21 protein-coding genes and 1 tRNA gene are annotated in these 22,723 nt (G+C 40.5%); 16 read left to right on the forward strand and 6 right to left on the reverse strand.

What is annotated here, in order from left to right:
• Positions 1-303: 303 nt before the first annotated feature.
• From K8F54_RS00980 to K8F54_RS00990, 3 genes are all read right to left on the reverse strand, one after another.
• Positions 304-379: transfer RNA gene (locus K8F54_RS00980), tRNA-His, on the reverse strand.
• A 110-nt stretch (positions 380-489) separates the two neighbouring features.
• Positions 490-1,206: a bacillithiol biosynthesis deacetylase BshB1 gene (bshB1, locus tag K8F54_RS00985; protein ID WP_290785786.1), complete on the reverse strand. Its 717-nt coding sequence runs from the start codon at positions 1,204-1,206 to the stop codon at positions 490-492.
• On the reverse strand, positions 1,207-2,382 hold the full coding sequence (locus tag K8F54_RS00990) for a PLP-dependent aspartate aminotransferase family protein (protein WP_290785789.1): 1,176 nt from the start codon (positions 2,380-2,382) through the stop codon (positions 1,207-1,209).
• 63 nt (positions 2,383-2,445) lie between these two features.
• Here K8F54_RS00990 and K8F54_RS00995 point away from each other — a divergent pair, with 63 nt between their 5' ends.
• The 7 genes from K8F54_RS00995 to K8F54_RS01025 all read left to right on the forward strand — a co-directional run bounded on the left by K8F54_RS00995 (position 2,446) and on the right by K8F54_RS01025 (position 9,844).
• Entirely contained in the window at positions 2,446-3,060 is a 615-nt protein-coding gene (locus K8F54_RS00995; RefSeq protein ID WP_290785792.1) for a hypothetical protein, read from the forward strand.
• On the forward strand, positions 3,060-4,301 hold the full coding sequence (hutI, locus tag K8F54_RS01000; protein WP_290785844.1) for an imidazolonepropionase: 1,242 nt from the start codon (positions 3,060-3,062) through the stop codon (positions 4,299-4,301). The genes K8F54_RS00995 and hutI overlap by 1 nt, the downstream gene beginning before the upstream one ends.
• Positions 4,298-5,299, forward strand: coding sequence for a formimidoylglutamase (locus K8F54_RS01005; protein ID WP_290785795.1), 1,002 nt, complete (start codon positions 4,298-4,300; stop codon positions 5,297-5,299). The genes hutI and K8F54_RS01005 overlap by 4 nt, the downstream gene beginning before the upstream one ends.
• 12 nt (positions 5,300-5,311) lie before the next feature.
• On the forward strand, positions 5,312-7,003 hold the full coding sequence (ftcD, locus tag K8F54_RS01010; protein ID WP_290785797.1) for a glutamate formimidoyltransferase: 1,692 nt from the start codon (positions 5,312-5,314) through the stop codon (positions 7,001-7,003).
• A 3-nt stretch (positions 7,004-7,006) separates the two neighbouring features.
• Positions 7,007-7,486 carry a GNAT family N-acetyltransferase gene (locus K8F54_RS01015; RefSeq protein ID WP_290785800.1) on the forward strand — a complete coding sequence of 160 codons (480 nt, stop codon included), beginning with the start codon at positions 7,007-7,009 and terminating at the stop codon, positions 7,484-7,486.
• 45 nt (positions 7,487-7,531) lie between these two features.
• Positions 7,532-8,452 carry a DUF4350 domain-containing protein gene (locus K8F54_RS01020; RefSeq protein ID WP_290785801.1) on the forward strand — a complete coding sequence of 307 codons (921 nt, stop codon included), beginning with the start codon at positions 7,532-7,534 and terminating at the stop codon, positions 8,450-8,452.
• A gap of 204 nt (positions 8,453-8,656) precedes the next feature.
• A complete protein-coding gene (locus K8F54_RS01025) occupies positions 8,657-9,844 on the forward strand; it encodes a T9SS type A sorting domain-containing protein (protein ID WP_290785803.1) in 1,188 nt (395 codons plus the stop codon).
• Between the two features lie 84 nt (positions 9,845-9,928).
• On the opposite strand, the gene K8F54_RS01030 is transcribed toward K8F54_RS01025, so the two are convergent.
• Positions 9,929-11,068: a saccharopine dehydrogenase C-terminal domain-containing protein gene (locus tag K8F54_RS01030; protein ID WP_290785804.1), complete on the reverse strand. Its 1,140-nt coding sequence runs from the start codon at positions 11,066-11,068 to the stop codon at positions 9,929-9,931.
• A 369-nt stretch (positions 11,069-11,437) separates the two neighbouring features.
• Between K8F54_RS01030 and K8F54_RS01035 the strand changes: the two genes are divergently transcribed.
• Both K8F54_RS01035 and K8F54_RS01040 read left to right on the forward strand, forming a co-directional pair.
• The gene (locus K8F54_RS01035; RefSeq protein WP_290785807.1) at positions 11,438-12,676 is read left to right on the forward strand and encodes a peptidase U32 family protein; all 1,239 of its coding nucleotides are present in this window, start codon (positions 11,438-11,440) and stop codon (positions 12,674-12,676) included.
• Positions 12,676-12,903, forward strand: coding sequence for a ferredoxin (locus K8F54_RS01040; RefSeq protein WP_290785810.1), 228 nt, complete (start codon positions 12,676-12,678; stop codon positions 12,901-12,903). The genes K8F54_RS01035 and K8F54_RS01040 overlap by 1 nt, the downstream gene beginning before the upstream one ends.
• A gap of 33 nt (positions 12,904-12,936) precedes the next feature.
• Here the strand turns inward: K8F54_RS01040 and K8F54_RS01045 are convergent, their stop codons facing one another.
• Positions 12,937-13,566: a YceI family protein gene (locus K8F54_RS01045; RefSeq protein WP_290785813.1), complete on the reverse strand. Its 630-nt coding sequence runs from the start codon at positions 13,564-13,566 to the stop codon at positions 12,937-12,939.
• Between the two features lie 382 nt (positions 13,567-13,948).
• Between K8F54_RS01045 and K8F54_RS01050 the strand changes: the two genes are divergently transcribed.
• The 3 genes from K8F54_RS01050 (at position 13,949) to K8F54_RS01060 (ending at position 16,764) form a co-directional block, all read left to right on the forward strand.
• Positions 13,949-15,364 (forward strand): aminotransferase class I/II-fold pyridoxal phosphate-dependent enzyme, encoded by a 1,416-nt coding sequence (locus K8F54_RS01050; protein ID WP_290785816.1) that lies wholly within the window; start codon positions 13,949-13,951, stop codon positions 15,362-15,364.
• 106 nt (positions 15,365-15,470) lie between these two features.
• Positions 15,471-16,316 (forward strand): urea transporter, encoded by an 846-nt coding sequence (locus tag K8F54_RS01055; RefSeq protein ID WP_290785818.1) that lies wholly within the window; start codon positions 15,471-15,473, stop codon positions 16,314-16,316.
• Between the two features lie 151 nt (positions 16,317-16,467).
• Positions 16,468-16,764 (forward strand): cupin domain-containing protein, encoded by a 297-nt coding sequence (locus K8F54_RS01060; RefSeq protein WP_290785819.1) that lies wholly within the window; start codon positions 16,468-16,470, stop codon positions 16,762-16,764.
• A gap of 161 nt (positions 16,765-16,925) precedes the next feature.
• Here K8F54_RS01060 and K8F54_RS01065 read toward each other — a convergent pair whose 3' ends face one another.
• The gene (locus K8F54_RS01065) at positions 16,926-17,723 is read right to left on the reverse strand and encodes a DUF6503 family protein (RefSeq protein WP_290785821.1); all 798 of its coding nucleotides are present in this window, start codon (positions 17,721-17,723) and stop codon (positions 16,926-16,928) included.
• A 261-nt stretch (positions 17,724-17,984) separates the two neighbouring features.
• Here K8F54_RS01065 and K8F54_RS01070 point away from each other — a divergent pair, with 261 nt between their 5' ends.
• The 4 genes from K8F54_RS01070 to K8F54_RS01085 all read left to right on the forward strand — a co-directional run bounded on the left by K8F54_RS01070 (position 17,985) and on the right by K8F54_RS01085 (position 22,616).
• On the forward strand, positions 17,985-18,353 hold the full coding sequence (locus K8F54_RS01070; protein WP_290785823.1) for a hypothetical protein: 369 nt from the start codon (positions 17,985-17,987) through the stop codon (positions 18,351-18,353).
• 47 nt (positions 18,354-18,400) lie between these two features.
• Positions 18,401-18,901, forward strand: coding sequence for a hypothetical protein (locus K8F54_RS01075; RefSeq protein ID WP_290785825.1), 501 nt, complete (start codon positions 18,401-18,403; stop codon positions 18,899-18,901).
• A gap of 875 nt (positions 18,902-19,776) precedes the next feature.
• Positions 19,777-21,042: a cellulase family glycosylhydrolase gene (locus K8F54_RS01080; RefSeq protein WP_290785827.1), complete on the forward strand. Its 1,266-nt coding sequence runs from the start codon at positions 19,777-19,779 to the stop codon at positions 21,040-21,042.
• Positions 21,043-21,464: 422 nt separating this feature from the next.
• Complete coding sequence (locus K8F54_RS01085) at positions 21,465-22,616, forward strand: DUF6090 family protein (protein ID WP_290785829.1); 1,152 nt, start codon at positions 21,465-21,467, stop codon at positions 22,614-22,616.
• Positions 22,617-22,723: the final 107 nt, after the last annotated feature.

Consider the following 22,723-nt stretch of genomic DNA (forward strand, 5'->3'; position numbering starts at 1 on the left):
GACACTGTGTCAAGCACAGTCTGACAAATACCATACCCCCTTCTTGTCATTCTGACGCAAGTCAGAATCCATTAAGCACAGTGTGACAAGTCCCATTACCCCCTTTTTGTCATTCTGACGCAAGTCAGAATCCATTATTCGCAGTGACTATAAACCCAATGGACACTGTGTCAAGCACAGTGTGACAAGTCCCATTACCCCCTTCTTGTCATTCTGACGCAAGTCAGAATCCATTATACATAGTGCCAAGTCGAAATTGAGGCAACAAAAAAAGCTCCCCATTTCTGAGAAGCTCTTGCTTTTGGGTGGAAGACCGGATTCGAACCGGCGACCCTCGGTACCACAAACCGATGCTCTAACCAACTGAGCTACAACCACCGTTTTACAGTTTTAAGACCTGCGTCTTCCAAAACTCCGCGAAACGTAGTTAAGGAGGGTGCAAATATAAAGTATTTAGTACGTATGTACAATACTCCGCTTTAAGATTTTTTAAATCAATTTAAATAAGGAGTCCACCGCTATATATCGCTCTGCGGTAAACCCTTCCCCATGAGCAACTCCTATTAATCGCCCCATGTCCTGTGCCCTATACGAAATGCTGTCCCTAAAATTGGTGGAAGATATAGGTGTATCCGGCTCATCGGAATCGGTATTGTGAAACTGACTCTCATAGGCAAATACGGCTTTCAACTTTTGGTCTAAGAAGCCGCTAACATCAACTACCACATCGGGCTCTGCGTTTTTCCACTGAATATAGTGATAGACCTGCTTCGGGCGCCAGGCCTTTTGGTGATTGCCCTCAAAAATGGTTTCAATTTTCGGCAGGCCACTCAAAAAACAAGCATCACTGGCAAGCTTACTACCCTTGCCATGATCAATATGTCGATCGTTAACAGCATTGCACAAAACAATTGTGGGTTGGTATTTCCGAATTACCTTTATAATCTCTAGTTGTGAAGCCGCATTGTTTACAAAAAAACCATCCGCAAACTCTAAATTTAGGCGAACGGAAGCACCCAATATCTTAGCGGCTTTTGCCGCTTCCTTATCGCGTATTTCAGCCGAACCCCTCGTGCCCAATTCACCACGAGTAAGATCCAGTATACCTACCTTTTTACCATTGTTGATCTCTTTTGCAATCGTAGCACCACACCCTAACTCAACATCGTCCGGGTGCGCTCCTATTGCCAATATATCTAATTTCATCTAGTTTGTTTTTTGTAATTGCTTTGTAGAAACCTTCTCAAAGGCCTGTTCGAAATCGGCTATCAAATCTTTTTTATCTTCAATCCCAACCGAAAATCGCATCAGGCCATCGGCAATCCCCTGCCGTTCTCTTTCTTCCGGAGATAATAAGGCATGCGAAGTTTTTGCAGGTGATAAAATGGTCGATTCAACACCGGCGAGACTCATCGATTGTTTCACCAATTGCAAGGCCTCCATAAATCGATTTGCATCTATTTCGGAAATCAATTCGAACGATAGCATCCCGGTGTATCCCCGCATCTGTTTTTTTGCCAAGGCATGATCCGGGTGTGATTTCAAACCGGGATAATATACTTTTTCGATCAATGGATGCTTTTCCAGCCATTTGGCCATTTTCTTTGCATTTCGGTTATGTGCTTTTACCCGTATCGCCATGGTCTTCATACTGCGCTCCAACAGCCAAACCGTATAATCACTCAAACTACCACCAAGGTTCTTCGCCTTGTTCCAAATTTGTTTAATAAGTACCTCACTGGCCGCAACGGCACCCGCACATATATCGCTATGTCCTCCCATATACTTGGTAGCGCTGTGGATCGAGATGTCAATACCAAAATCGATGGGGTTTTGGTTGATGGGTGATGCGAACGTATTGTCTATCATAGACACAAGGCCGCGCTCCTTCGCAATACGACCTATCATGGCAAGGTCGGTGATCTTCATCAACGGATTGGAAGGGGTTTCTATAAAAATAACCTTCGTATTTTCCTGTATGGCCGAAACAAAATCGGCTTCAGAAAAACCATTGGTAAACGTATAGCCAATTCCGAATTTATCAAACTCTTCCGAAACAAAATTAAAGGTTCCGCCGTACAGCGTTTGCTGCAACACCACATGATCTCCCTGTTGTAAAAAGGCCAGCATCGCAGTGCTTATCGCCGCCATCCCACTGCCAAAGATCAATCCCGCTTCGGTGTGTTCCAACATGGCGATCTTCTTGCAAAGTGCCTCCTGATTTGGCGTATTAAAATACCGAGGATAGCGCTTTACATCCACATTTTCATAGGCATACGAACTGGACATATACAAAGGAGAAATGGCCCCCTTAAACTGCTTATCCTCCACTTCTCCCACATGGGTACAAATGGTATTGACCCCTAACGACTTCGATTTCATAAATCAGGTATTTTTTGAAGCTCTAAGTTATAAATTCCTTTTTAGGTTTGCTATCTTTAGCCAATGAAAAAAATATTCTTTTTCTTTTTACTAAGTATTTGCATACTGGAAACAAGCGCACAAACTTTAATTGAGAATGGTCAGTCTTCTCTTGAAGTAAAAAAGGCAAAAAAGAATGGCAAGTGGGAAGTACACACGTCCAGGTATTTTATTTCGGTTGCAGATAATGAAAAAAAGGTGCAGGTCCGTATAAAGCTGGAGTCTCAAACAGGGGATCATGTAATAATCGATCCAAATAAATTCTTTGTTCTGGTAGATGAATATAAAATTCGCGTGCGCCCCATGGACCTAAAATATCCGTTCGCATTAGCATCTATTGCCTTCGTCCGACTTATCAAAGAAAATGAATACGGCCGTGGAAACACAGTTAGGGGTGGTTATGCAAGAGATGGTTCCATTGTCGACACCTTTGGTGATTATGCTATTTCCGGTTATCAAGATATTGAAACTACGCTAAATTACGGAACCGAAAAAAAACCCATCCTTAAAACCATTTATTATAAACCGAACGACATAAAGAATTCGTTGATCGATATTTATTTTGCCCTTCCCAAAGATGTTACACAGTTTTCCTTTTATTATGGTGAAATTAAAATCGACGATCTAACCGTAAAATAATTATAAAATTGATTCTCTTAAAAAACATAAAAGAACTTCTACAAGTACGTGACACAGCTCCTAAAAAGCTAAGTGGCGCAGCCATGAAGGCACTTCCAACCATAAAAAATGCCTGGTTGCTAATGGAAGATGATCGCATTGTTGACTTCGGAAGTATGGACAATTTGAAAGAAATAGTTGCTGCCGAAACCATCGATTGTACCGGAAAAACAGTGCTGCCGGCCTGGTGTGATTCCCACACTCACTTGGTGTATGCCGGCAACCGGGAACAGGAATTTGTCGACCGAATCAATGGCCTGTCCTATCAGGAAATAGCCGAAAAAGGCGGTGGGATTGTAAATAGTGCAAAAAAGTTACAAAATACTTCGGAAGCCGAGCTGTATGCGCAATCAGTCGTTCGTCTCGAAGAAGTAATGAAACTTGGCACCGGCGCCATCGAAATTAAAAGCGGCTACGGACTTACCACCGAAGCAGAGCTAAAAATGCTTCGGGTGGCTAAAAAATTAGGTGATAATTATCCCATCGCCATAAAAACCACCTTTTTAGGAGCACATGCGGTACCCACCGAATTTAAAGGTAATAAGGATGGTTATATGGACCTTATTTGTAATGAAATGCTTCCCAAAGTGGCGGCCGAAAAACTTGCCGACTATGTCGATATCTTCTGTGAAGAGGGTTACTTCTCGGTGGCCGATACAGACCGCCTCCTTTCCGAAGCAAAAAAATACAAGCTCATCCCCAAAATACATGTCAATCAGTTTAACGCCATTGGTGGTATCGCCATGGGCGTACAACACAACGCGCTGAGTGTAGATCATTTGGAAGTACTCACCGCCGAGGATATCAAGGCATTACAAGGCTCCCATACCATGCCGGTCGCCCTTCCCTCCTGCTCGTACTTTTTAAGCATCCCGTACACACCGGGTCGGGATTTGATCGACTCAGGACTGCCCTTGGCACTGGCAACCGACTATAATCCGGGATCTACACCCAGCGGGAATATGAACTTTGTTGTGGCAACGGCCTGTATTAAAATGAAACTCACCCCCGAAGAAGCCATCAATGCCGCCACTATTAACGGTGCCTATGCCATGGGACTGAGCGACACCCACGGTAGTATCACCAAAGGAAAGAAAGCCAATGTGATCATCACCAAGAAGATTCCTTCGTATGGGTATCTGCCCTACGCCTTTGGCAGCAATTTGATTGAGGCAGTATTTATAAACGGACAAAAAGTATGAGTTTGGTAAAATTCTATACGAAAGAAGATCTGCTGTCTTTGGTAAAAAAGCGTAAGGGCGAAGTTAAATTAGGGGAAGGCCTCACCACGGTTTCCAATTGGGGTCAACTAAAGAAAGCGACTCAGAGATTTGTATTGGTTGGTATTCCCGAAGATATTGGGGTACGAGCCAACTATGGAAATCCGGGAACTTCGGAGGCATGGAAGGCAGCCTTACAGGTCTTTTGCAATATTCAGCAAAACGAATTAACCCATGTTGAAAATATACTTGTCCTAGGCGAGGTGAATTGCGAAACCGAAATGAAATCGGCTTCCCGACTTTCTTCCAAAGAAGAGCACTACACTGAGAAATTGGGCAAATTGGTAGAACAGGTCGATAAAAAAGTAGCCGGAACCATTCAGATGGTGCTGGAGGCGGGGAAATTCCCCATTGTGATAGGCGGTGGACATAACAACTGCTACGGCAACTTAAAAGGAGCGCACAGCGCCTTCGGAAAACCAATCAATTGCTTGAATTTTGACGCCCATACCGACTTCCGGGCCTTGGAACACCGGCATAGTGGCAATGGATTTTCATACGCCTTTGAAGAGGGTTATTTAGACAGGTATTTCACCTTTGGTCTACATAGGAATTACACCTCACAATTTGTATTTGATCGCTTGAAATTACACCATGATCGCATCCGGTTTAGTGTTTTTGAAGACATTGCCATCACAGAAAAAATTACCTATTCGGAAGCAATTAAAGAGGCTGAAGCATTTATCTGCGGAGCTACATTCGGATTAGAATTGGATCTGGATGCCATTGAAGACATGGGAAGCAGCGCCATGACACCAGGAGGCTTTACCATGAACGATGCCCGCAGGTTTATCTCCTACTTTTCCAAAAAAGAACAGTGTGTATATTTTCATATTTGTGAAGGAGCCCCAGGTCTGGGGAACTTCCCGGCACAGGTAGGAAAGACTATTTCATTTTTAATTTCAGATGTAATCGCATAAAAATAAACAACCATGCAACAACAATTAATAGAGTGTGTCCCCAATATAAGCGAAGGACGAGATTCAGCCAAAATACAAACCATAGCGCGGGTCGTTGAAACCGTCGAAGGCGTAAAGCTTTTAGATATAGACCCCGGGAAAGCCACCAACCGAACGGTGATCACCTTTGTGGGCGCTCCCGATGCTGTAATAGAAGCAGCGTTCCTGCTCATAAAAAAAGCATCCGAACTCATCGATATGAGCAAACACAGCGGCGAACACCCCCGTTTTGGTGCTACCGATGTATGTCCCCTAGTGCCCATCTCGGGAATTTCTCTGGAGGAAACTGCAAAATACGCCCACAAACTGGGTGAACGCGTAGGTAAAGAACTCGGCATCCCCGGTTACTTTTATGAAAAGGCCGCCAAGGAAGAAAAACGAAAAAATCTAGCCAATTGCCGCTCCGGCGAATACGAAGGCCTGCCAAAAAAATTAAGCAATCCCGAATGGAAACCCGATTTCGGTCCGGCCGAATTCAATGAGAAGGTGGCCAAGACCGGGGCGACAGCTATTTCGGCTCGGGATTTTCTAATTGCCTATAATGTAAACCTAAATACAACTTCCACACGAAGAGCAAACGCCATTGCCTTCGATATTCGAGAAGCAGGCCGTGTAAAAAGGGAAGGTAATCCCATTACCGGAAAGAAAGTATTGGACGAAACAGGGGAGCCGGTACGCATCCCGGGTAAACTGAAAGCCGTCAAAGGAATTGGTTGGTATATAGACGAATACGGTATTGCACAAATATCCTACAACCTCACCAATATTTCTGTCACTTCTATGCATGTGGCCTTCGATGAAACCTGCAAGGCTGCCGAAGCAAGAGGATTGCGGGTGACAGGGTCTGAACTTATTGGGCTTATACCCTTACAGGCCATGCTCGATGCGGCCGATTTTTATCTGGTGAAGCAAGAGCGTTCCTTGGGTGCTTCAGAAAGTGAAAAAATAAAAATTGCAATAAAATCATTAGGACTAGATGACCTAAAACCTTTCAACCCGGAAGAAAAGATCATCGAATATATGCTGAAAGACGACACCAAGAAGTTAATTGACTTTAAACTGGACGACTTTGCCGATGAAACCGCAGGCGATTCCATGGCACCGGGAGGTGGTTCCATCGCGGCCTATGTAGGCACCTTGGGGGTTTCCTTAGGCACTATGGTGGCCAACCTATCGGCGCACAAAGCGGGTTGGGATGACCGGTGGGAGTATTATTCTGCCTGGGCCGAAAAAGGACAGGCCTACAAGAAAAAATTACTGTATTTGGTAGACGAAGACACCAACGCCTTCAATCGGATCATAGAAGGATTTAGAATGCCCCAGGGAAGTGAGGCCGAAAAGGAAGTGCGTAGAGCTGCAATTGAAGCCGCCACCAAATACGCCACCGAAATTCCTTTTCAGGTGATGGAAACAGCCTATAACTCGATGGAAGTTATGCAGGCCATGATAAAAGAGGGTATGGAAAGTTCAATATCCGATTCGGGTGTTGGGATGCTTTGCGCACGAACAGCTGTGCTGGGTGCTTATTTCAATGTACGTATCAATGGAAAGGATATAAAGGATCGCGTCTTTGCGGAAGACATTATCAAAAGGGCTTCGGAAATTTATAAAAAAACGCTTCAGATAGAAAAAGAAACCATCGATTATATTGAAGGTAAAATGTAGGCAATGGCGATTATACTTGTTCCTTTTCAGAAAAAATACGCCAAAGCATTCTACAACCTCAACATAGAATGGTTGGAAACTTATTTTTATGTGGAAGATTTTGACCGCGAAGTGCTAAGTAATCCCAAAGACTATATCCTTAGGCCCGGCGGACATATATTCTTCGCGGTGGAAGACGACCATGTGCTTGGAACAGTGGCCCTGATGAAAAGAGCAGATAAGGCCTTCGAACTCACCAAAATGGCCGTAGTACCAAAGCAACGAGGAAAGAGAATTGGACAACGACTTATACAGTATTGTATCGATTTTGCCAAAGCAGAGCAAATTAAAAAGCTCTACCTCTACTCCAATACCAAATTGGAAAACGCAATCTATATCTATCGGAAATATGGTTTTATAGAAATCCCGGTAGAAGCAGATAGCCCCTATAAACGCAGCAATATTAAAATGGAATTGCCAATTTCTGAAATGCGGGCGATATAAGGGCTTGTTTTCTGAAATAGTTGTAATTTCAAAAAAATAAGTGTTTTGAAAGGAATCTATGTACTCTTCTTCTTTTTTATTGGGTTCAGCAACAGCTTTGCTCAACAGGTAGCAGATACACTGTACAACCCACCCATTGCCAAGCCGGAATATCCGAAAGCTAAGGGCCCCGTAGTATTTATCGACGAGGGTCATTTTAATTTTCATACCAAGGAAGGCCGTTATAAGGCGTTTTCCAATCTCTTGGAACGCGACGGCTATCAGGTAAATGCGTATAAAGGTAGTTTTACTCGGGAAAAACTGGAGGAGGCTAAGATTTTGGTCATCTCGAATGCACTCCACGAAACAACGGTGGGCAATTGGGTGCTACCTACGCCTTCAGCCTTTACCGAAGAAGAAATCGCAACGGTCAAACAATGGGTAAACGACGGCGGGAGCTTATTTTTAATAGCCGACCATATGCCATTGGCAGGGGCCGCCGCCGAACTGGCTCTGGCCTTCGATGTAGAATTCTCCAACGGCTTTGTCTTTAATGCCGTTTCAAAACCTGAAGGCATTGCTTATTTCAATAGGAAAGACGGCTCCCTGATTGAAAGTGCGATCACCAAGGGGCGAAATGCCGATGAAAATGTGGAGCAGGTCATAAGTTTTACCGGGCAGGCATTTCGGTTTAACCAGCCCATGCAGCAAGTGCTGGTCCTTGATGAACGCTATATTAACAAACTTCCCGATACCGCTTGGTCCTTTCATAAAAACACACCACAACACGGCGTGGATGGTTGGTCACAAGGTGCATGTGGTACGGTGGGGAAAGGGCGTTTGGCAGTCTTCGGAGAGGCCGCCATGTTTTCGGCTCAATTGGCCGGTCCCGAAAAAAACAAGGCCGGGATGAACCATGAAATTGCCCCCGAGAACTATAAATTGCTTCTCAATATCATTCACTGGTTGGATGGTAAATTGGATTAGGACAGTCTCGATGTAGGATGGTTGATTCGTTTATTTATTAATTCGTTGATTCGTTACCAACTAGGCACTCTTCACCCTTTACTACAGGCCTCCAGCTTTAAACTTTTCACTACTCACTATTCACTACTCACCAATCCGAATTAAAGCAACATTCGTTGAAATTTCATATATTGCTGAATACGAACCAATTATAAATTTCAACTTATGAAAGTTTTTAACAACATAATCCTATTGCTGGGGTTACTATTGACGGTTCCTTCAGCTTCGCAAAACAGGACCAATATCGATACCTTATTAGAAAGGCTCAACGAAAATCATATGGGAAGTGTCACCGATGTATTCACCCTGGAAGAGTTACAGCAGCTAAAGGCCTATTTCGCTACACAGAAGGGGAATGTCCCCGTGCAGGAAAATGAAAGCCTGTTGCTCAACAGGCGGCTTGCTTCGTCTCAGGTGGTGATCCCGGTAAGAGTGGTCTCGATAGAACCGACTGATTTGTCAGATTTATTAGATTATGGCCCCTCTAATATTCCGGAATTTGAGGGTGCCGGCTATATACGGGGAATTCCGGCCAATGAAGCCGTTATCATTGATAATGCCAATAACGTATATCTACGTGGCATCGAAAACAATACAATTGTGAATAACGGTGCTGTGGTCAATGTCCCCCCGGGAGAAAGCATTACGGGTGTGGAATTGATCGTGGGTAGAACAGATATGCTATATGGCGTATCCACTAATGGCGTGGATAGTAGCCACCTGCTGCGTATCAATCCTAGCAACTTTGAAGCGGAAGTGATAGGCGGCAACAACGGATTGATAGTTCCCATTGCCCTTGCCAAAGACGGTGCAAACAATTTAATTACCATTGACATTGATGATGATATGGTATATACATTGAATATAGAAACAGGAGCCGCCAGTCTTATTGGTCCACTGGGCTATAACGCTAATTTTGGTCAGGGGATGGCATTTGATCCCTTTAGTGGAGAAATCCTAAATGCGGCCTATAATAGTAGTGTAGGAGATTCGGAACTTCGTGTGATTAATCCAAACACAGGCCTATCCGTATCTTTGGGAACTATTAAACCCGGTACTTTAGACCAATTTGGATGGATTGATGCTTATGATAGTGATCTGCTGGCAACGATTGAAAATATATTTGATGAATTTGAGATGTACCCAAACCCTATGTCCGATCAACTCCATATCAAGGCTACCAATCCCATTCAATCCGTTAGCATTTTTACCCTCGCAGGGCAGGAAGTAGTTCAGAAATCAATGGATACACTGAGCAGCACCTTGGACCTTGCCTTTCTATCTTCCGGTATGTATGTGATGCAGGTGGAAATAAATAATGAGCTAGGTTTCTATAAACTGATTAAAAACTAAGCCATACGCAAAGTAGCAAAATATAAAAACCTCGGTGAAACACCAGCTTTGAAATTTTTCCCAATACTAGTCCCTAGGGTTACGTTACATTACTCTGGAACTTTTAACATAATAAATGTTTCGGTCCTTTAAATAATTGATAAAATAATTAAAACAAGCTTCGTATTTACCAATCAGTTCCGGGGGAAAAACGCCTTTCTCAGAAAACAATCCCTCTAGAAACATATTGGCGGCAGCAGTCGCGGTGTAACCTGTTGTCCTTGCCATCGATGATGTTTGGGTTGCCTTGCAGTATTCGTCGTATAAATTATAGGTGATTTCTTCAATTTCTCCCTGAGCGTTTTCTCCTTTAAGCGTCACTCTCATCACGGTTAACTCTTCTTCGGTTTCTCCCAATTTCCATTCGTTAAACAGTATTTTACTCGTAACGTCTAAGGGAGACACCTTGTTTCCCTTTACATCGATTTCCGCTTCACTGAAAAACCCACTTTCTTTTAATACTCTCACATACTCCACATGTCCGGGATAACGCAGGGTCTTTTCTTTCAAATTAGGAATATGCGGCATGGTAAAAATAATAGACCGCAACCCATCTGAATTAAACGATTCTAAGGTTCCCACCTTGTCAAAATCAACATAATCGCAATCGGTTAATGGTTCGCGTACTACCACTTCGCCGTGTTCCACATATCGCGCAGGACGGGTATACTCTTCAATAACATCAATTGGGGAGAAAGGTGCTTTATAGCTAAAAGGCCATTTTTTTATTTTCGGCAACCCCCCTACTAAACATTCGAAATCGGTTAATTTCATGGTTTCGTTGTAGCGCCCAAGTATTATATTATCCATACCCGGAGCTACTCCACAATCCACAATCGCGGTGATATTCTTCTCTTTGGCCAAAGCGTCCAATGCCAAGGAATTTTCCGGAAAAAATGAAATGTCTATCACGTTCATTTCGGCTTCAATAATGGTGCGAAGCGTTTCGAAGCCTAAAAAACCGGGTACGGCACAAATCACCAAATCGAATTGCTTGATTGTTTTCTGAAGTGCTTCTTTATGGGTCACGTCTAACCGACTTACAGTTAGGCTGTCGCACCTTTGTTTTACGGTATCCAATACCTGTTGGCTTATATCTGTTAAGGTTACTTGATGATTTTTAGTCATATCGATGGCCATGGCACTTCCTACCATACCGGCACCTAATACTATTACTTTGCTCATATTGAAAAATATTAAAAGACTAAATTGTTGATTTTGTCATCTCGAACTGAGTTGAAGGATAAACAAATTATTGCAACCCTCTTCGCTAGGTTCAGATAGACAATACTAGAACAAATACGAAATACACCAATAAATTCTCAGGGTACTTGGTGGGTGTTACGTATACGTATTCGTTGCATGCTGCAAATGTAGTAATTTAAAATCTTGACTAGTACCCTACTCATTGCGTAAGTCGAATAAAAAATATAAAATATCCATGTGAATGCTCGTGTGATATTTAGGGTACAAGGCATCCCAATATTTGAATAATTTGAACAAATAGTGGTAAATTGCGCTGCCAAAAAAACTGGTTAGTAATTCTGAGCAAAGATGAAAAATAACGAAGTAGAGATTTTAGCCCCGGTAGGTTCGTACGAATCGCTAATGGCAGCGCTGAAAGCAGGATGCAATGCTGTTTATTTTGGGGTAGAACAACTCAATATGAGGGCAAGGTCGTCCATCAATTTTACGACGGATGACTTGAAAAAGATTGTGAAAACTTGTAAAGCACATAATGTTAAGACCTACCTCACAATTAACACCATCCTATACAACCATGATATTCGTTTGATGAGATCTATTGTAGATCAGGCAAAAGAAAACGGAATCACAGCAATAATTGCTTCAGACGTTGCTGCCTTGTCTTATTGCAAATCAATTGGCATGCCCTTGCACATTTCTACTCAAGCCAATATTACCAATATCGAAACGGTCGAGTTCTATGCTGTATTTGCCGACGTCATGGTATTGGCCCGAGAATTAAGTTTAATGCAGGTGGCAGAAATCTCAAGAGAAATTGAACGAAGACAAATCAAAGGACCTAGCGGGGAGTTGGTACGATTGGAGGTATTTGCCCACGGTGCGCTATGTATGGCCATATCCGGAAAATGCTATTTGAGTCTGCATGCTAACAATGCCTCGGCCAATAGAGGCGCATGTATACAGAACTGTAGGCAGAAGTACATCGTGACCAGTAAGGAAGATGGCGTGGAGATGGAAATCGATAATGAGTACATCATGAGCGCCAAAGATCTGTGTACGATCGGATTTCTTGACAAGATCGTAGCTGCAGGCGTGAGCGTTCTAAAGATTGAAGGCAGAGGCAGGGCGGCAGACTATGTAGATACCGTTGTGAGATGCTATAAGGAGGCCATTTGTGCCTTAAAAGACGATACTTACACACAAGACAAGATCGAAAATTGGACAAGGCAATTGGCAACGGTTTATAACCGAGGCTTTTGGGATGGCTACTACCTTGGGCGTAAAATGGGTGAATGGAACAATTCGTATGGATCTAAGGCCACCGATAAAAAGATCTTCATTGGCAGGGGCATTAAGTATTTCAACAAAGTAAAAGTTGGAGAATTTAAAATGGAATCGTATACGCTGAATACAGGAGATAGCATATTGATCACCGGGCCGAATATTGGCGTTATCAAAACAGAGGTTAAAGAGATGCGGATAGATAACAACAGCGTAGAATCTGTGAGCAAGGGCGATATTTTCTCTATCAAGGTGAATGAGGTTATCAAGCCCTCATGCAAGCTGTATAAAGTTATAAGTGCATAATGGTTCAAATACTATTTCACAGGGGCAAATGTATTGGCTGTAACGGATGTGTAGAAGCAGACCCTAACCGATGGAGGATTTCTAAAAAAGATGGCAGATGCAATCTTATAGAAGGAAAGGAAAAGAAAGGAGTATACCGGGCATTGGTTGCTGATGATGAGTATTCACAGCTTTTACAAGTGGCAGCAATCTGCCCCGTCAAGATTATTCAGGTGGAACTCGTTTAAGGCAGAAGTGTATTATAAACCTCTGGAATTACTTTAAGACAGCTCGATCTTCATATTGATGTACATCCATTTGGTAGGAACAGAGTCCGATGTCCCGTTAACAATCTTATCATAGTCAATTCCCCAATCAAACAGGTTCATTTGACCTTCCAAAACAAGTAAACGAGTCCTTGTTTCTTTTGGATCTCTAATCCCTGTAACGAAAAACGATACCTCCTTTTCGATTCCCTTTATCGACATTTTACCGTTCACCTGATACCAATCCAGTCCCATCGTATAAACTTCAGTCGTTTTGAAGGTGATTCTTTCATCCTGCTCCCCAATAAACAATCCGGGTGTTTTAATTCTTGCCGTTAAATCGTCTCCTGCACAGACCTTAAACGAATTGGGATTAATCTCAAACGAGATCTTCATATCTTCCAGCGGATTCCCCAGGTCATTTCGTTTAGTAACGCTTACTTTTAAATCGTCTACAATACCGGCAAAGGGCGTACTGCAATGACCATGCGTCACAAAGAAATTAACCGTTTGCTTTGGTTCGTTCTCAACCACCATAACCTCCTCCTTATTTTGAAAATCTGAGGTGCTTAACGTAAAACCGCTTACCACAAGTGTAATTGTTACTACAACTAATGACACTACAACATTTTTGATATTTTTCATGATATACTATTTAATAGTGGTACGAATATAGGGTGAGTCCTGTGTTAAATCTGTCAATAAAATGTAAAAAAAATGTAAAAAGTGTCGTCGATATAATAGCGCATGCATACCTAAGTCTCTTTAAAGAAATACTAAACACAACACCGTATTAAATCTATGGCACAACGCTTCAATAGTTGAATAATTAGCACAAATAATAGTACATTGTACTTCCGAAAAACGCGAACGTGCCTTCGTGCTGTTCCGTTCATTAGGTGAACGAAAATGTACGTCGGTTATGCCGTGCCAAGCCTTTCAAAAAGAAAAGGGAAGCAGCCGCACAGAAGCCAAGTGCTACTTTTTATATTCAAATTCGTTGGCAGAAATTTAATACAGAGAAGTTATGACTGAAAAAGAAATGAAAGATTTGGGCTATAAAATTATAGATCATATTGTCCATCATAGATTAAATTTTGAAACGAAAGAAGTAAGTAATATTGGAAGTTATGCATCCCTTTCTGAACAAGTTAAAAAGGAAATGCCGATGCATGGCGAAAATCCTGAAGCTGTTTTTGATGAATTAAATTCACTGATAAAGAATAATATAGTACATCTAGATCATCCCAGGTTTTTTTCCTTTATTCCCGGACCCAGTAACTATTACAGTATACTTGCAGATACACTGGCAACCGGATATAATGTTTTTGCCGGGCATTGGCTTGGTGGTTCTGCGGCGGCCATGATTGAAACTCGAACCATAACATGGTTAACGCAAATTGCGGGTTATCCCAAAGAAAGCGGTGGTTTGTTTGTAAGCGGTGGTTCTATGGCTAACTTAACCGCCATTGTAGCCGCCAGAACAAATAAATTGAAGGACGATTACACCAAGGGAACAATTTATTATTCAGAGCAAACGCATTCGTCACTTTCAAAAGCATTACGAGTTATTGGGTTTCAAGAGCAGAATATGCGCAAAATTGCGACGCATGAGAATTTTGAAATTAATATTCAGGAGTTGGAGCGCACCTTAGATGAAGATATTAAAAAGGGATGTATTCCCTGTTGTATCATCGGAAATGCAGGTACGACCAACACAGGAGCAATAGACGATTTTGACGCACTTTCAAGAATTTCAGAGAAATACAACGCCTGGTTTCATATAGATGCCGCCTATGGTGGAGCAACATTACTTTCAGAAGCATACAAGGCGCAAGTGAAAGGCATAGAGAAGGCAGATTCCATTACACTCGACCCGCATAAATGGTGGTTCCAACCCTATGAAATGGGATGTTTATTAGTAAAAGATAAAAAAACACTAAAAGCGAGTTTTGCCGTACAGGCCGAATATTTGGACGATACGATAAAAGATGAAAAAGAAATTAATTACTACGATTATGGCGTGCAACTTTCAAGATCCTTTAGAGCGCTAAAACTATATACCTATTTTAGATGTGAGGGGCTGACAAAAATTGGCGGCTATGTAACACAGGGTATAAAAAACGCTGAGTTCCTAGAAACGCTCTTTAACGCAAAGGACTATTGGGAAGTATTGTCGAAACCTTCAATAGGTATTATCTCCTTCCGTGCAAAAGTGACTGCTGCAAACATAAATAATGATGCATTAAATGCCGAAGTATCAAAACACCTATCTGAAAGTGGGTATGCGATGATCACTACCACGAAGTTAAAAGGTCATTTGGCCCTAAGGATGTGTCCAATTCATCCTGAAACAACAAAGGAGCACTTGTCTAAAACGGTAGCCATAATGAACTCCTATATAGAGCATAAAATAAAAATGGCTGGCAATAAGGCGTCTTAACTAAAAAATATTAACATTCGGTTGCCGAACCGTTTGAGTACTATTAAGACGAAACACCAACTATCGATACTAATTTTTAGCAATAGAAAATCCACCTCAACCTTTAATGAAATTTATACAAACAATTCTACGGGGCATCGGACAGGTTATATTTCAGAATAATATCTATTCCGGAATATTATTCTTGGTCGGAATTTTTTACAACTCCTGGTTATTAGGATTGGCAGCCCTTGGTGGTACAATAATCAGTACGTATTCTGCCCAAGTTTTAAGGTATTCAAAAGAGGATATTCAAAACGGACTGTACGGCTTTAATGGCGCTTTAACGGGCATCGCCTTGCTGTGTTTTTTTGAACTTAGCTTGGGTATTGTCATAGCCCTCGTCTTAGGTTCGGTAGTGTCGACACTACTGATGCATTTTCTAAAGAAAATACTTCCGCCATTTACCGCTCCCTTCGTGATGGTCACCTGGTTTTTGATATACAGCTTATTATTTGTGTTTGACGTTCCGCTTATAGCTTCGTCGGGGCCAACAGCGACTAGTATAGATGTTCTAAGTGCCTCAAGCAATAGTTTTGGTCAAGTAATGTTTCAAGAAAATGTGATCACGGGGCTGTTCTTTCTTTTAGCGATATGGGTAAACAACAAGCTAATGGCCGTTTATGCCATTTATGCAGCGGTTTTAGGCACATTGACCGGATGGCTCTTATCTGCCCCTATAACCACAATTAATGCCGGACTAATGGGCTACAATGCCATCCTTTGCGCCATTGCACTTTTTGGTAAAAAGTGGAACGATTATCTGTGGATCACCATTGCTATAATCCTCTCCACAATTTTAAATATCGGGTTGGGAATGACCGGAATCATTACACTCACCGCACCGTTCGTATTAGCAACTTGGGGGATTTTGATATTGAAAAAAAAGAAGGGCGTACTTATAAAAAAATAACAAAAGTCCGCTTGACCGTATGCCTTCTGGAAGGTACCGCCGCAAAATAGGGGGTTGTTTTTCTGAAGTATAGGGATATGTCTAAATGTAGGCTAGGTTGAAGCATCAATTTTCTATCTTTACTTCTCATTCATTTAATAAAGATCAAATTATGACCACCGTAAGCAACCCAAAAGTAACGCTCATAGAAGATGGAGAAAAGCTGACTATAAAGCAGATGGCAGCAAATTCGGGGCAACTTTTACCCAAGCACAAGGCATCGGACGAGTCGGTAGTTGTTGTGATCGAAGGAGAATGTGTTTTAAAGTTTGACGAAAAGGATCATGTATTAACACAGGGTGACAGCGTGGTAATCCCAGCCAATTTATGGCACCAAATTAAGGTCAATCGGGATTTTAAGGCACTTCATGTAATGCCCAAAGACATCTATTTCGAATTTACTAAATAAGCAACCTGCAGGTGCGGGCTTCCTGCTTGTAATATCAAGGCCAATTCACCTGGGCAATTGATATTTTATAATTTTTTCAATTAAAATAATAACTATCAATACCTCAATGAGAATGCCGATTTGTTTACAAATCTTATTTCGTAATCCAAGCGGCTTCTGTACTATTTTAGGCTTCTGATGTGTTCCGTTTCAATTTTGGATAGTTCTTGGAGTTCTCCGGCCTCATAAAGTAAGGGTAAGTCTAATAAAGGGGTGTCTCGCTCGGCCTTGTAGTTTATATAATCTTGAAAGGTGATTCCATCGACCACGCTTCTATTATAAGCACTTCTAAAACGAACGCCCCCCTTGTCTACATTGAAGTTATACGCCAGGTAGTCTATTTTGTTTGTTTCGGTATGTATCCAATAGTGATAGGCATCATCAAAATCTTCTCCCCCGCCTTCTCGATCAAAGGTGATCCCTAAAATGGCATAGTGTTCTCCCTTGATGCTGGTCACACCAAGGTAGGTTTTTTGGACGGCAGCATCTTGTAACTTATGCGGCAGTGTCACAAAATAGATAACGGAATTTAAAGCCTCGGCAGCACTTTTCAGCTTTTTTCCGGAAAGGGTGACAGGGTCTCCATCAAGCGTTCTGGAGAAGGCACCATTGACAAGCAGGTCTTTGGTAACCGAATTTCCATCTTTGGTGTTTTTTGCATATTCATAATTGGGGCCGTCATTTTTAAAATGATAGGTATTCCCTCTAAAAACGAAGCTGTAATAAGCCGAATTGTATAAATCGCCTCCATGTGCCTTCACCACACGGTCTAGCAGAATTTGTGCCTTTGAAAGCGGTGCTGCTTCTGTTGTTATTTCTGCTTCGTTGGAAGGAGTGATTGTTAGTTTGCTGTTTTTAGAGTTGCATGCCAAGAGTGTAATGATACAGGCAATTAGTAAAGCAGGTTTGTGTATGCGCATGGTATGGCTTCTCTTTTTAATGATTGTTCGTTAGTGGTCGTATAAAGGTGCAAAAACTTTCCGGGAATGCTTTTCTCACTTCTCACTCTTCACTCTTCACCCTTCAAAAGCGAAGCCGAAGATCCCTTAGCAAAAAATTAAAAAGCTGTTGCAGTTAACTCGTGAAAACAATTCGGACTAATATGATAAATGTCATAATTATTTATCACTTTAAATCGCAACTTTAAGCCTTGTATATCTTGAAAATTGATGCTTAAATTATTGAAAAAAATATTGTTTAAAAGTGTATTGGTAGTGATGTTACTTCACACTTTTATTCCGCATCCTCATTCAGAGGAAATGACCGAAAAGGAACATATTGCACTTCATAAAAATCCCAACACACTTTTTAAAATTATAAGTCTTGCTTTTCACGACAACATTGATGAAAATTTAATTGTTGCCCAATACAATATTGTTGAAAAAGATAATATAGCATGTCAAAATTCAACATCAGCCCTACTGTACAGCACCTTTTCGGTAGTTGAAAATACACCAGTCGAAAAAATAGCACCAAGGAATACTAATTGCTCCAATAGCATATTTATTGTTACACTGAATGGAGAGAGAGGCCCACCACTATCGGCCTAATCATTTTCAGCATATAAAATATATAATTAACAATAAAATTTAAAATTATGGATGCAACACATCTTCATTTAGTATTGTCACATTTTCCAATAATAGGGACAATCATCGGAATAGTAATATTGGCCTACGGTCAAATTTCCAAAAACATTGATATTCAAAAAGTAGCCTTGGCAACGTTTATTTTGATGGCACTTTTTACAATCCCGGTATTTTTAACGGGAGAAGGAGCTGAAGACGCCGTTGAACAGATTTCGGGTGTTTCAGAACAAGTAATTGAGGAACATGAAGAGCTCGCGGAGAAAGCGATTTGGCTTATGGGGCTCTTAGGGGTATTATCAATAGTTAGTTTCTTTGCAATCGTCAAAAAATTGTCATTTGCAAAAACAATCACCCTAATTACATTAATAGTTTCATTGGGAACTTTTGGACTTTTTGCACAACTTGGAAATTTAGGTGGGCAAATTCGTCACTCTGAAATTAGAGATGGAAATACTAATAATGTGCTAATCAATAATGATTATCCGAAAGCAGACCAGGATGATGATTAATTGACACTTTTTCTAAAAAGTGTATAGTAAATGGCGGTTTTTTAATACGTATTTCTAGATAATAACTTCAATTAATAGCGTGTTAGATTGAAATATTTATGATGAGAACTGCCATTGCCTATTCTCATGGAGCAAACTAGATTTTAACATGTCATAGGCCTGTTTGATCAGCTTATTGCAGACTGCTAAGCGTGCTAACGCTTCACCTATTCACTGCTCACTCCTCACTCCTCACCCTTCAGAGGCGAAGCCGAAGACCCTTTTCACTTTTCACTTTTCACTTTTCACTTTTCACTTTTCACTTTTCACTTTTCACTGCTCACTAATAAAGTTACAATACAAATACCATACTCCTCGTAACCGCAAGGGAATACGGTAACTTAGCGTACACCATAAAATTGATAGGATGACAATTGTAAAATGAGTTATATTAGGTGTTGCCAACAATTATAACAAACTAAAAGTTTAATAGATGGAAAAATTTTGGGTATTAGTAATAGCAATATTTATTTTCTTATTATTCATTTTCCTTTTTTGGATACTGACACATGGTTATGTCAAAAAGAAATATGGTACAAGGATGTGGAAACATTGGCCATCGAGATTATCATATTGGCAGGCTGCAATATTATATAGTATCGGACTTACATTAATTACGATTTATCTTTTAAAATGGGCAAATGTTTTGACCTTTTAGAAGTCTAAACACCTTTGAAAACAAACTTAGGACGTGTATAATTAATGGCTAGTCCTCTCCTACTTACGTAAATTGCTGGCGCCGGTTCGCTTCGCTCGCGTCTCGTAAATTTTCTATTCGGTTTGTATTTGCTAAATTAGGTGCATAAACACGCTAGGAAATATAACAACACATAGACATGAAATACAAAACCTTTCAAACAATTATACTTATCTCTAGCATCTTCCTTTCTATTGGAGGTTGTGTAACGAGCAAACCTTCTGCGGAAAATAATACTAACTATACCATATCACCGCCCGTATCCAATAACAAAATGGTTCATGTCAATGGTACCAAAATTGTTGATGGCAACGGAAACCACATAAAATTAAAAGCCGTGCTATTAGAAGGTTGGCTAATGTGGAATGGTACACTTTGGGGTGCGGGATTAACTTCGGAAACCAAAATAACACAGCGTCTTGAAAAGATGGCCGGAAAGGAACAAACCGAACTTTTCAGAACCGCAATTTATGACCATTTTATTACTGAAAAGGATATTGAAATGATTGCCGAGATTGGATTAAATACGGTACGAGTTCCTTTTAATCATACCATTTTGGAGGATAAAAATCCTTTAGAAGATTATTCGGCAAGAGGTTGGAAGTATCTTGACAACTTGATGACCTGGTGTGAACGATACAATATTTACGTCGTCTTGGATTTTCATTCACTTCCAGGAGGTCAAGGCGCATTTGTATCTGATCCGGAATTTATAAATGTTTGGCATTCAGAAGAACATCAGCAGCGCACTGTCGACATCTGGAAGGCCATTGCCAATCGATATAAAGATAGACAGATTGTAGCCGGTTATGACCTAATTAACGAACCTGATGCGCCAACCGGAAAAAATCTGGTAGACTTACAAAAAAGAATCATTAGTGAAATAAGAAAGGTAGACAAATTGCACATGATTATTTTGGAAGGCGGAAATTTTTCATCCGATTTTTCTATGTACGATAGCCCATTGGATGGCAATCAGGTTTATGGTTTTCATACCTACAATTTCTTTACGGATGAAACAGATGTAAAAAACCTCGAAAAACTTTCAGAATTGGCTAAAAAACAAAATGTTCCACTTTGGAATGGCGAATTTGGCGCACATAAGTTAAGTTGGATCGAAGACCAATTAGAACTTTACGAAAACCCGAAATTTCCAATAAACGGATGGACATTTTGGCCATGGAAACGTGTTTCAGAAAATAGTAATAGATATAGAAATTTAGCAAAGATTATTCCCGGAGATGATTGGAAAGAAGTTGCAAAAGGAATATCAGATTTATTTGGTCCAAGTAATAAAATCACACCTGAATTTACTAAAAAAGCTATGGATAGTTTTATTGAAGCTGTTAAAGCCGAAAATATCGTCTATGATACCGAAGTAAAAGACCTTCTAAAAAAATACTGAAGTCTGGTGCTGCTAAAGAAGCCTTTCGAAGTTGTACTAAGGCCTTGCAAATTCGTACTTTAATCCCGAGACTTATGAATTTTTGAAAAAATTATGCATTGTTTGAAATAAACAAAGCCTGCTGGTAACAAGGGCTATATTTCAACGGTTGCTGGATTATAGGTAGAATAATTTTACAAACATTCAACTTATTAACGAAGCGGAATAATATAAGTAATAAAGCTATCCGACGCACTTCTAATTTGCTCCCTGCTCCCTTCGACTCCGCTCAGGGAACAGCCGCTGCCAACATTTGCTCCGCAAATTTTGTCTGTCAGAATAACAACCGACAGCTGCCACAAACCTTATACAAGTCTGTTGTGCTTCATTATCTGAAATCCAAAATTTAATAATTTTTCTATCTTTAGAGAAACTAACCGCTTGTGATTAAATTCTTTAGAAAAATACGCCAAAGGTTATTAACCGACCCGCCCGAACGTATCAGTTCGGTACGGGCCGGAAACAGGTTCACTAAATACATACTTTATGCTATTGGGGAAATTATTCTAGTAGTTATTGGAATTCTAATTGCTCTTCAAATTAATAATTGGAATGAATCCAGGAAGGCATACAACAATGAGTTACAACTCTATCTCAAAATCCTGGATGATATACAAGACCAATACGGCTACATAAAAAACCGAGATAAAAGCATGAAGAGTTATCAAGATTTGCATTTCGATGTTTATAATCAATCACAGGGAAAATCCCGAATCGATTCTACATTATACTACAACACTTTAGAATGGATATTTCCCTTTCATCTTTCTATTACAGAAAAATATACCGGATCACTATCGACCATAACTAATGACACAATCCGTGACTTGTTGAAAAGCTATATTGCTCGAGAGAAAGGAACAAGTGATGCTCACGAAGAATGGAATGATCTTAAAGTGCAGCGTCTGAGACCATTTTTCAACAAACATGGCATCCATAACACAGAAGCCATATTCAACGCTGACCGTTACTCATTCTCTCCGCTCATGTCGGCTGATCTGATAGAATATCCCAAACTAATAGAGCAATATGGATCAACAGAGTTGGATGAGTTATTATTTGACCTTAGATTCAAAACATCATGGATCTTTATCAATCTCAATTCTTTAAAAAATGGAAATTATAGTTTGGAATTAGCTTTGATAAAAGAATTGAAAAATGCAAAACTCGGTAATGAAATTAAAAGAATAAATCCGAAAAGATTGACTGAACTTTTGAAATCCGGAAAAACAATTGATGAAATCATTGAAATCATTAAAAAGGATGACAATAACGCTCCTGTTTATGATATTTCCGAAAGTGAAATTAATAGCTGGGGATACGATTTAATCAATAAAGACAATGCTAAAGATGCATTAAAAATATTCAAACTTAATACAGAATTATTTCCAAAGGCATATAATACTTATGACAGTTATGGGGAATGTTTATTGAAATTGGGTGATCTACAAAATGCGATAGATGCGTATCGAAAATCATTAGAGCTCAATCCAAACAATGATAATGCTATAAAGGTTTTGGCTGAACTTAATTAACGAAGGCTAACAACGGCGGTAATTCAGCTAGCCGCAATAGTTGCTTGATAATTATTACTACATCTAAAACGTAATAATTAATCTGAAGAAAATCGGTAAGTTGCTGC

It is taken from the genome of Altibacter sp. (assembly GCF_019913785.1).
Lineage (GTDB): Bacteria > Bacteroidota > Bacteroidia > Flavobacteriales > Flavobacteriaceae > Altibacter.

Bases quoted from the DNA above. Each gene is read 5' to 3' on its own strand.
- K8F54_RS01060 (WP_290785819.1), top strand. From the start codon at position 16,468: ATGACCACCGTAAGCAACCCAAAAGTAACGCTCATAGAAGATGGAGAA.
- K8F54_RS00995 (WP_290785792.1), top strand. From the start codon at position 2,446: ATGAAAAAAATATTCTTTTTCTTTTTACTAAGTATTTGCATACTGGAA.
- K8F54_RS01015 (WP_290785800.1), top strand. From the start codon at position 7,007: ATGGCGATTATACTTGTTCCTTTTCAGAAAAAATACGCCAAAGCATTC.
- K8F54_RS01025 (WP_290785803.1), top strand. From the start codon at position 8,657: ATGAAAGTTTTTAACAACATAATCCTATTGCTGGGGTTACTATTGACG.
- K8F54_RS01050 (WP_290785816.1), top strand. From the start codon at position 13,949: ATGACTGAAAAAGAAATGAAAGATTTGGGCTATAAAATTATAGATCAT.
- K8F54_RS01045 (WP_290785813.1), bottom strand. From the start codon at position 13,566: ATGAAAAATATCAAAAATGTTGTAGTGTCATTAGTTGTAGTAACAATT.
- K8F54_RS01040 (WP_290785810.1), top strand. From the start codon at position 12,676: ATGGTTCAAATACTATTTCACAGGGGCAAATGTATTGGCTGTAACGGA.
- K8F54_RS01035 (WP_290785807.1), top strand. From the start codon at position 11,438: ATGAAAAATAACGAAGTAGAGATTTTAGCCCCGGTAGGTTCGTACGAA.
- bshB1 (WP_290785786.1), bottom strand. From the start codon at position 1,206: ATGAAATTAGATATATTGGCAATAGGAGCGCACCCGGACGATGTTGAG.
- K8F54_RS00990 (WP_290785789.1), bottom strand. From the start codon at position 2,382: ATGAAATCGAAGTCGTTAGGGGTCAATACCATTTGTACCCATGTGGGA.
- K8F54_RS01080 (WP_290785827.1), top strand. From the start codon at position 19,777: ATGAAATACAAAACCTTTCAAACAATTATACTTATCTCTAGCATCTTC.
- K8F54_RS01055 (WP_290785818.1), top strand. From the start codon at position 15,471: ATGAAATTTATACAAACAATTCTACGGGGCATCGGACAGGTTATATTT.
- K8F54_RS01005 (WP_290785795.1), top strand. From the start codon at position 4,298: ATGAGTTTGGTAAAATTCTATACGAAAGAAGATCTGCTGTCTTTGGTA.
- K8F54_RS01065 (WP_290785821.1), bottom strand. From the start codon at position 17,723: ATGCGCATACACAAACCTGCTTTACTAATTGCCTGTATCATTACACTC.
- K8F54_RS01075 (WP_290785825.1), top strand. From the start codon at position 18,401: ATGGATGCAACACATCTTCATTTAGTATTGTCACATTTTCCAATAATA.
- ftcD (WP_290785797.1), top strand. From the start codon at position 5,312: ATGCAACAACAATTAATAGAGTGTGTCCCCAATATAAGCGAAGGACGA.
- K8F54_RS01030 (WP_290785804.1), bottom strand. From the start codon at position 11,068: ATGAGCAAAGTAATAGTATTAGGTGCCGGTATGGTAGGAAGTGCCATG.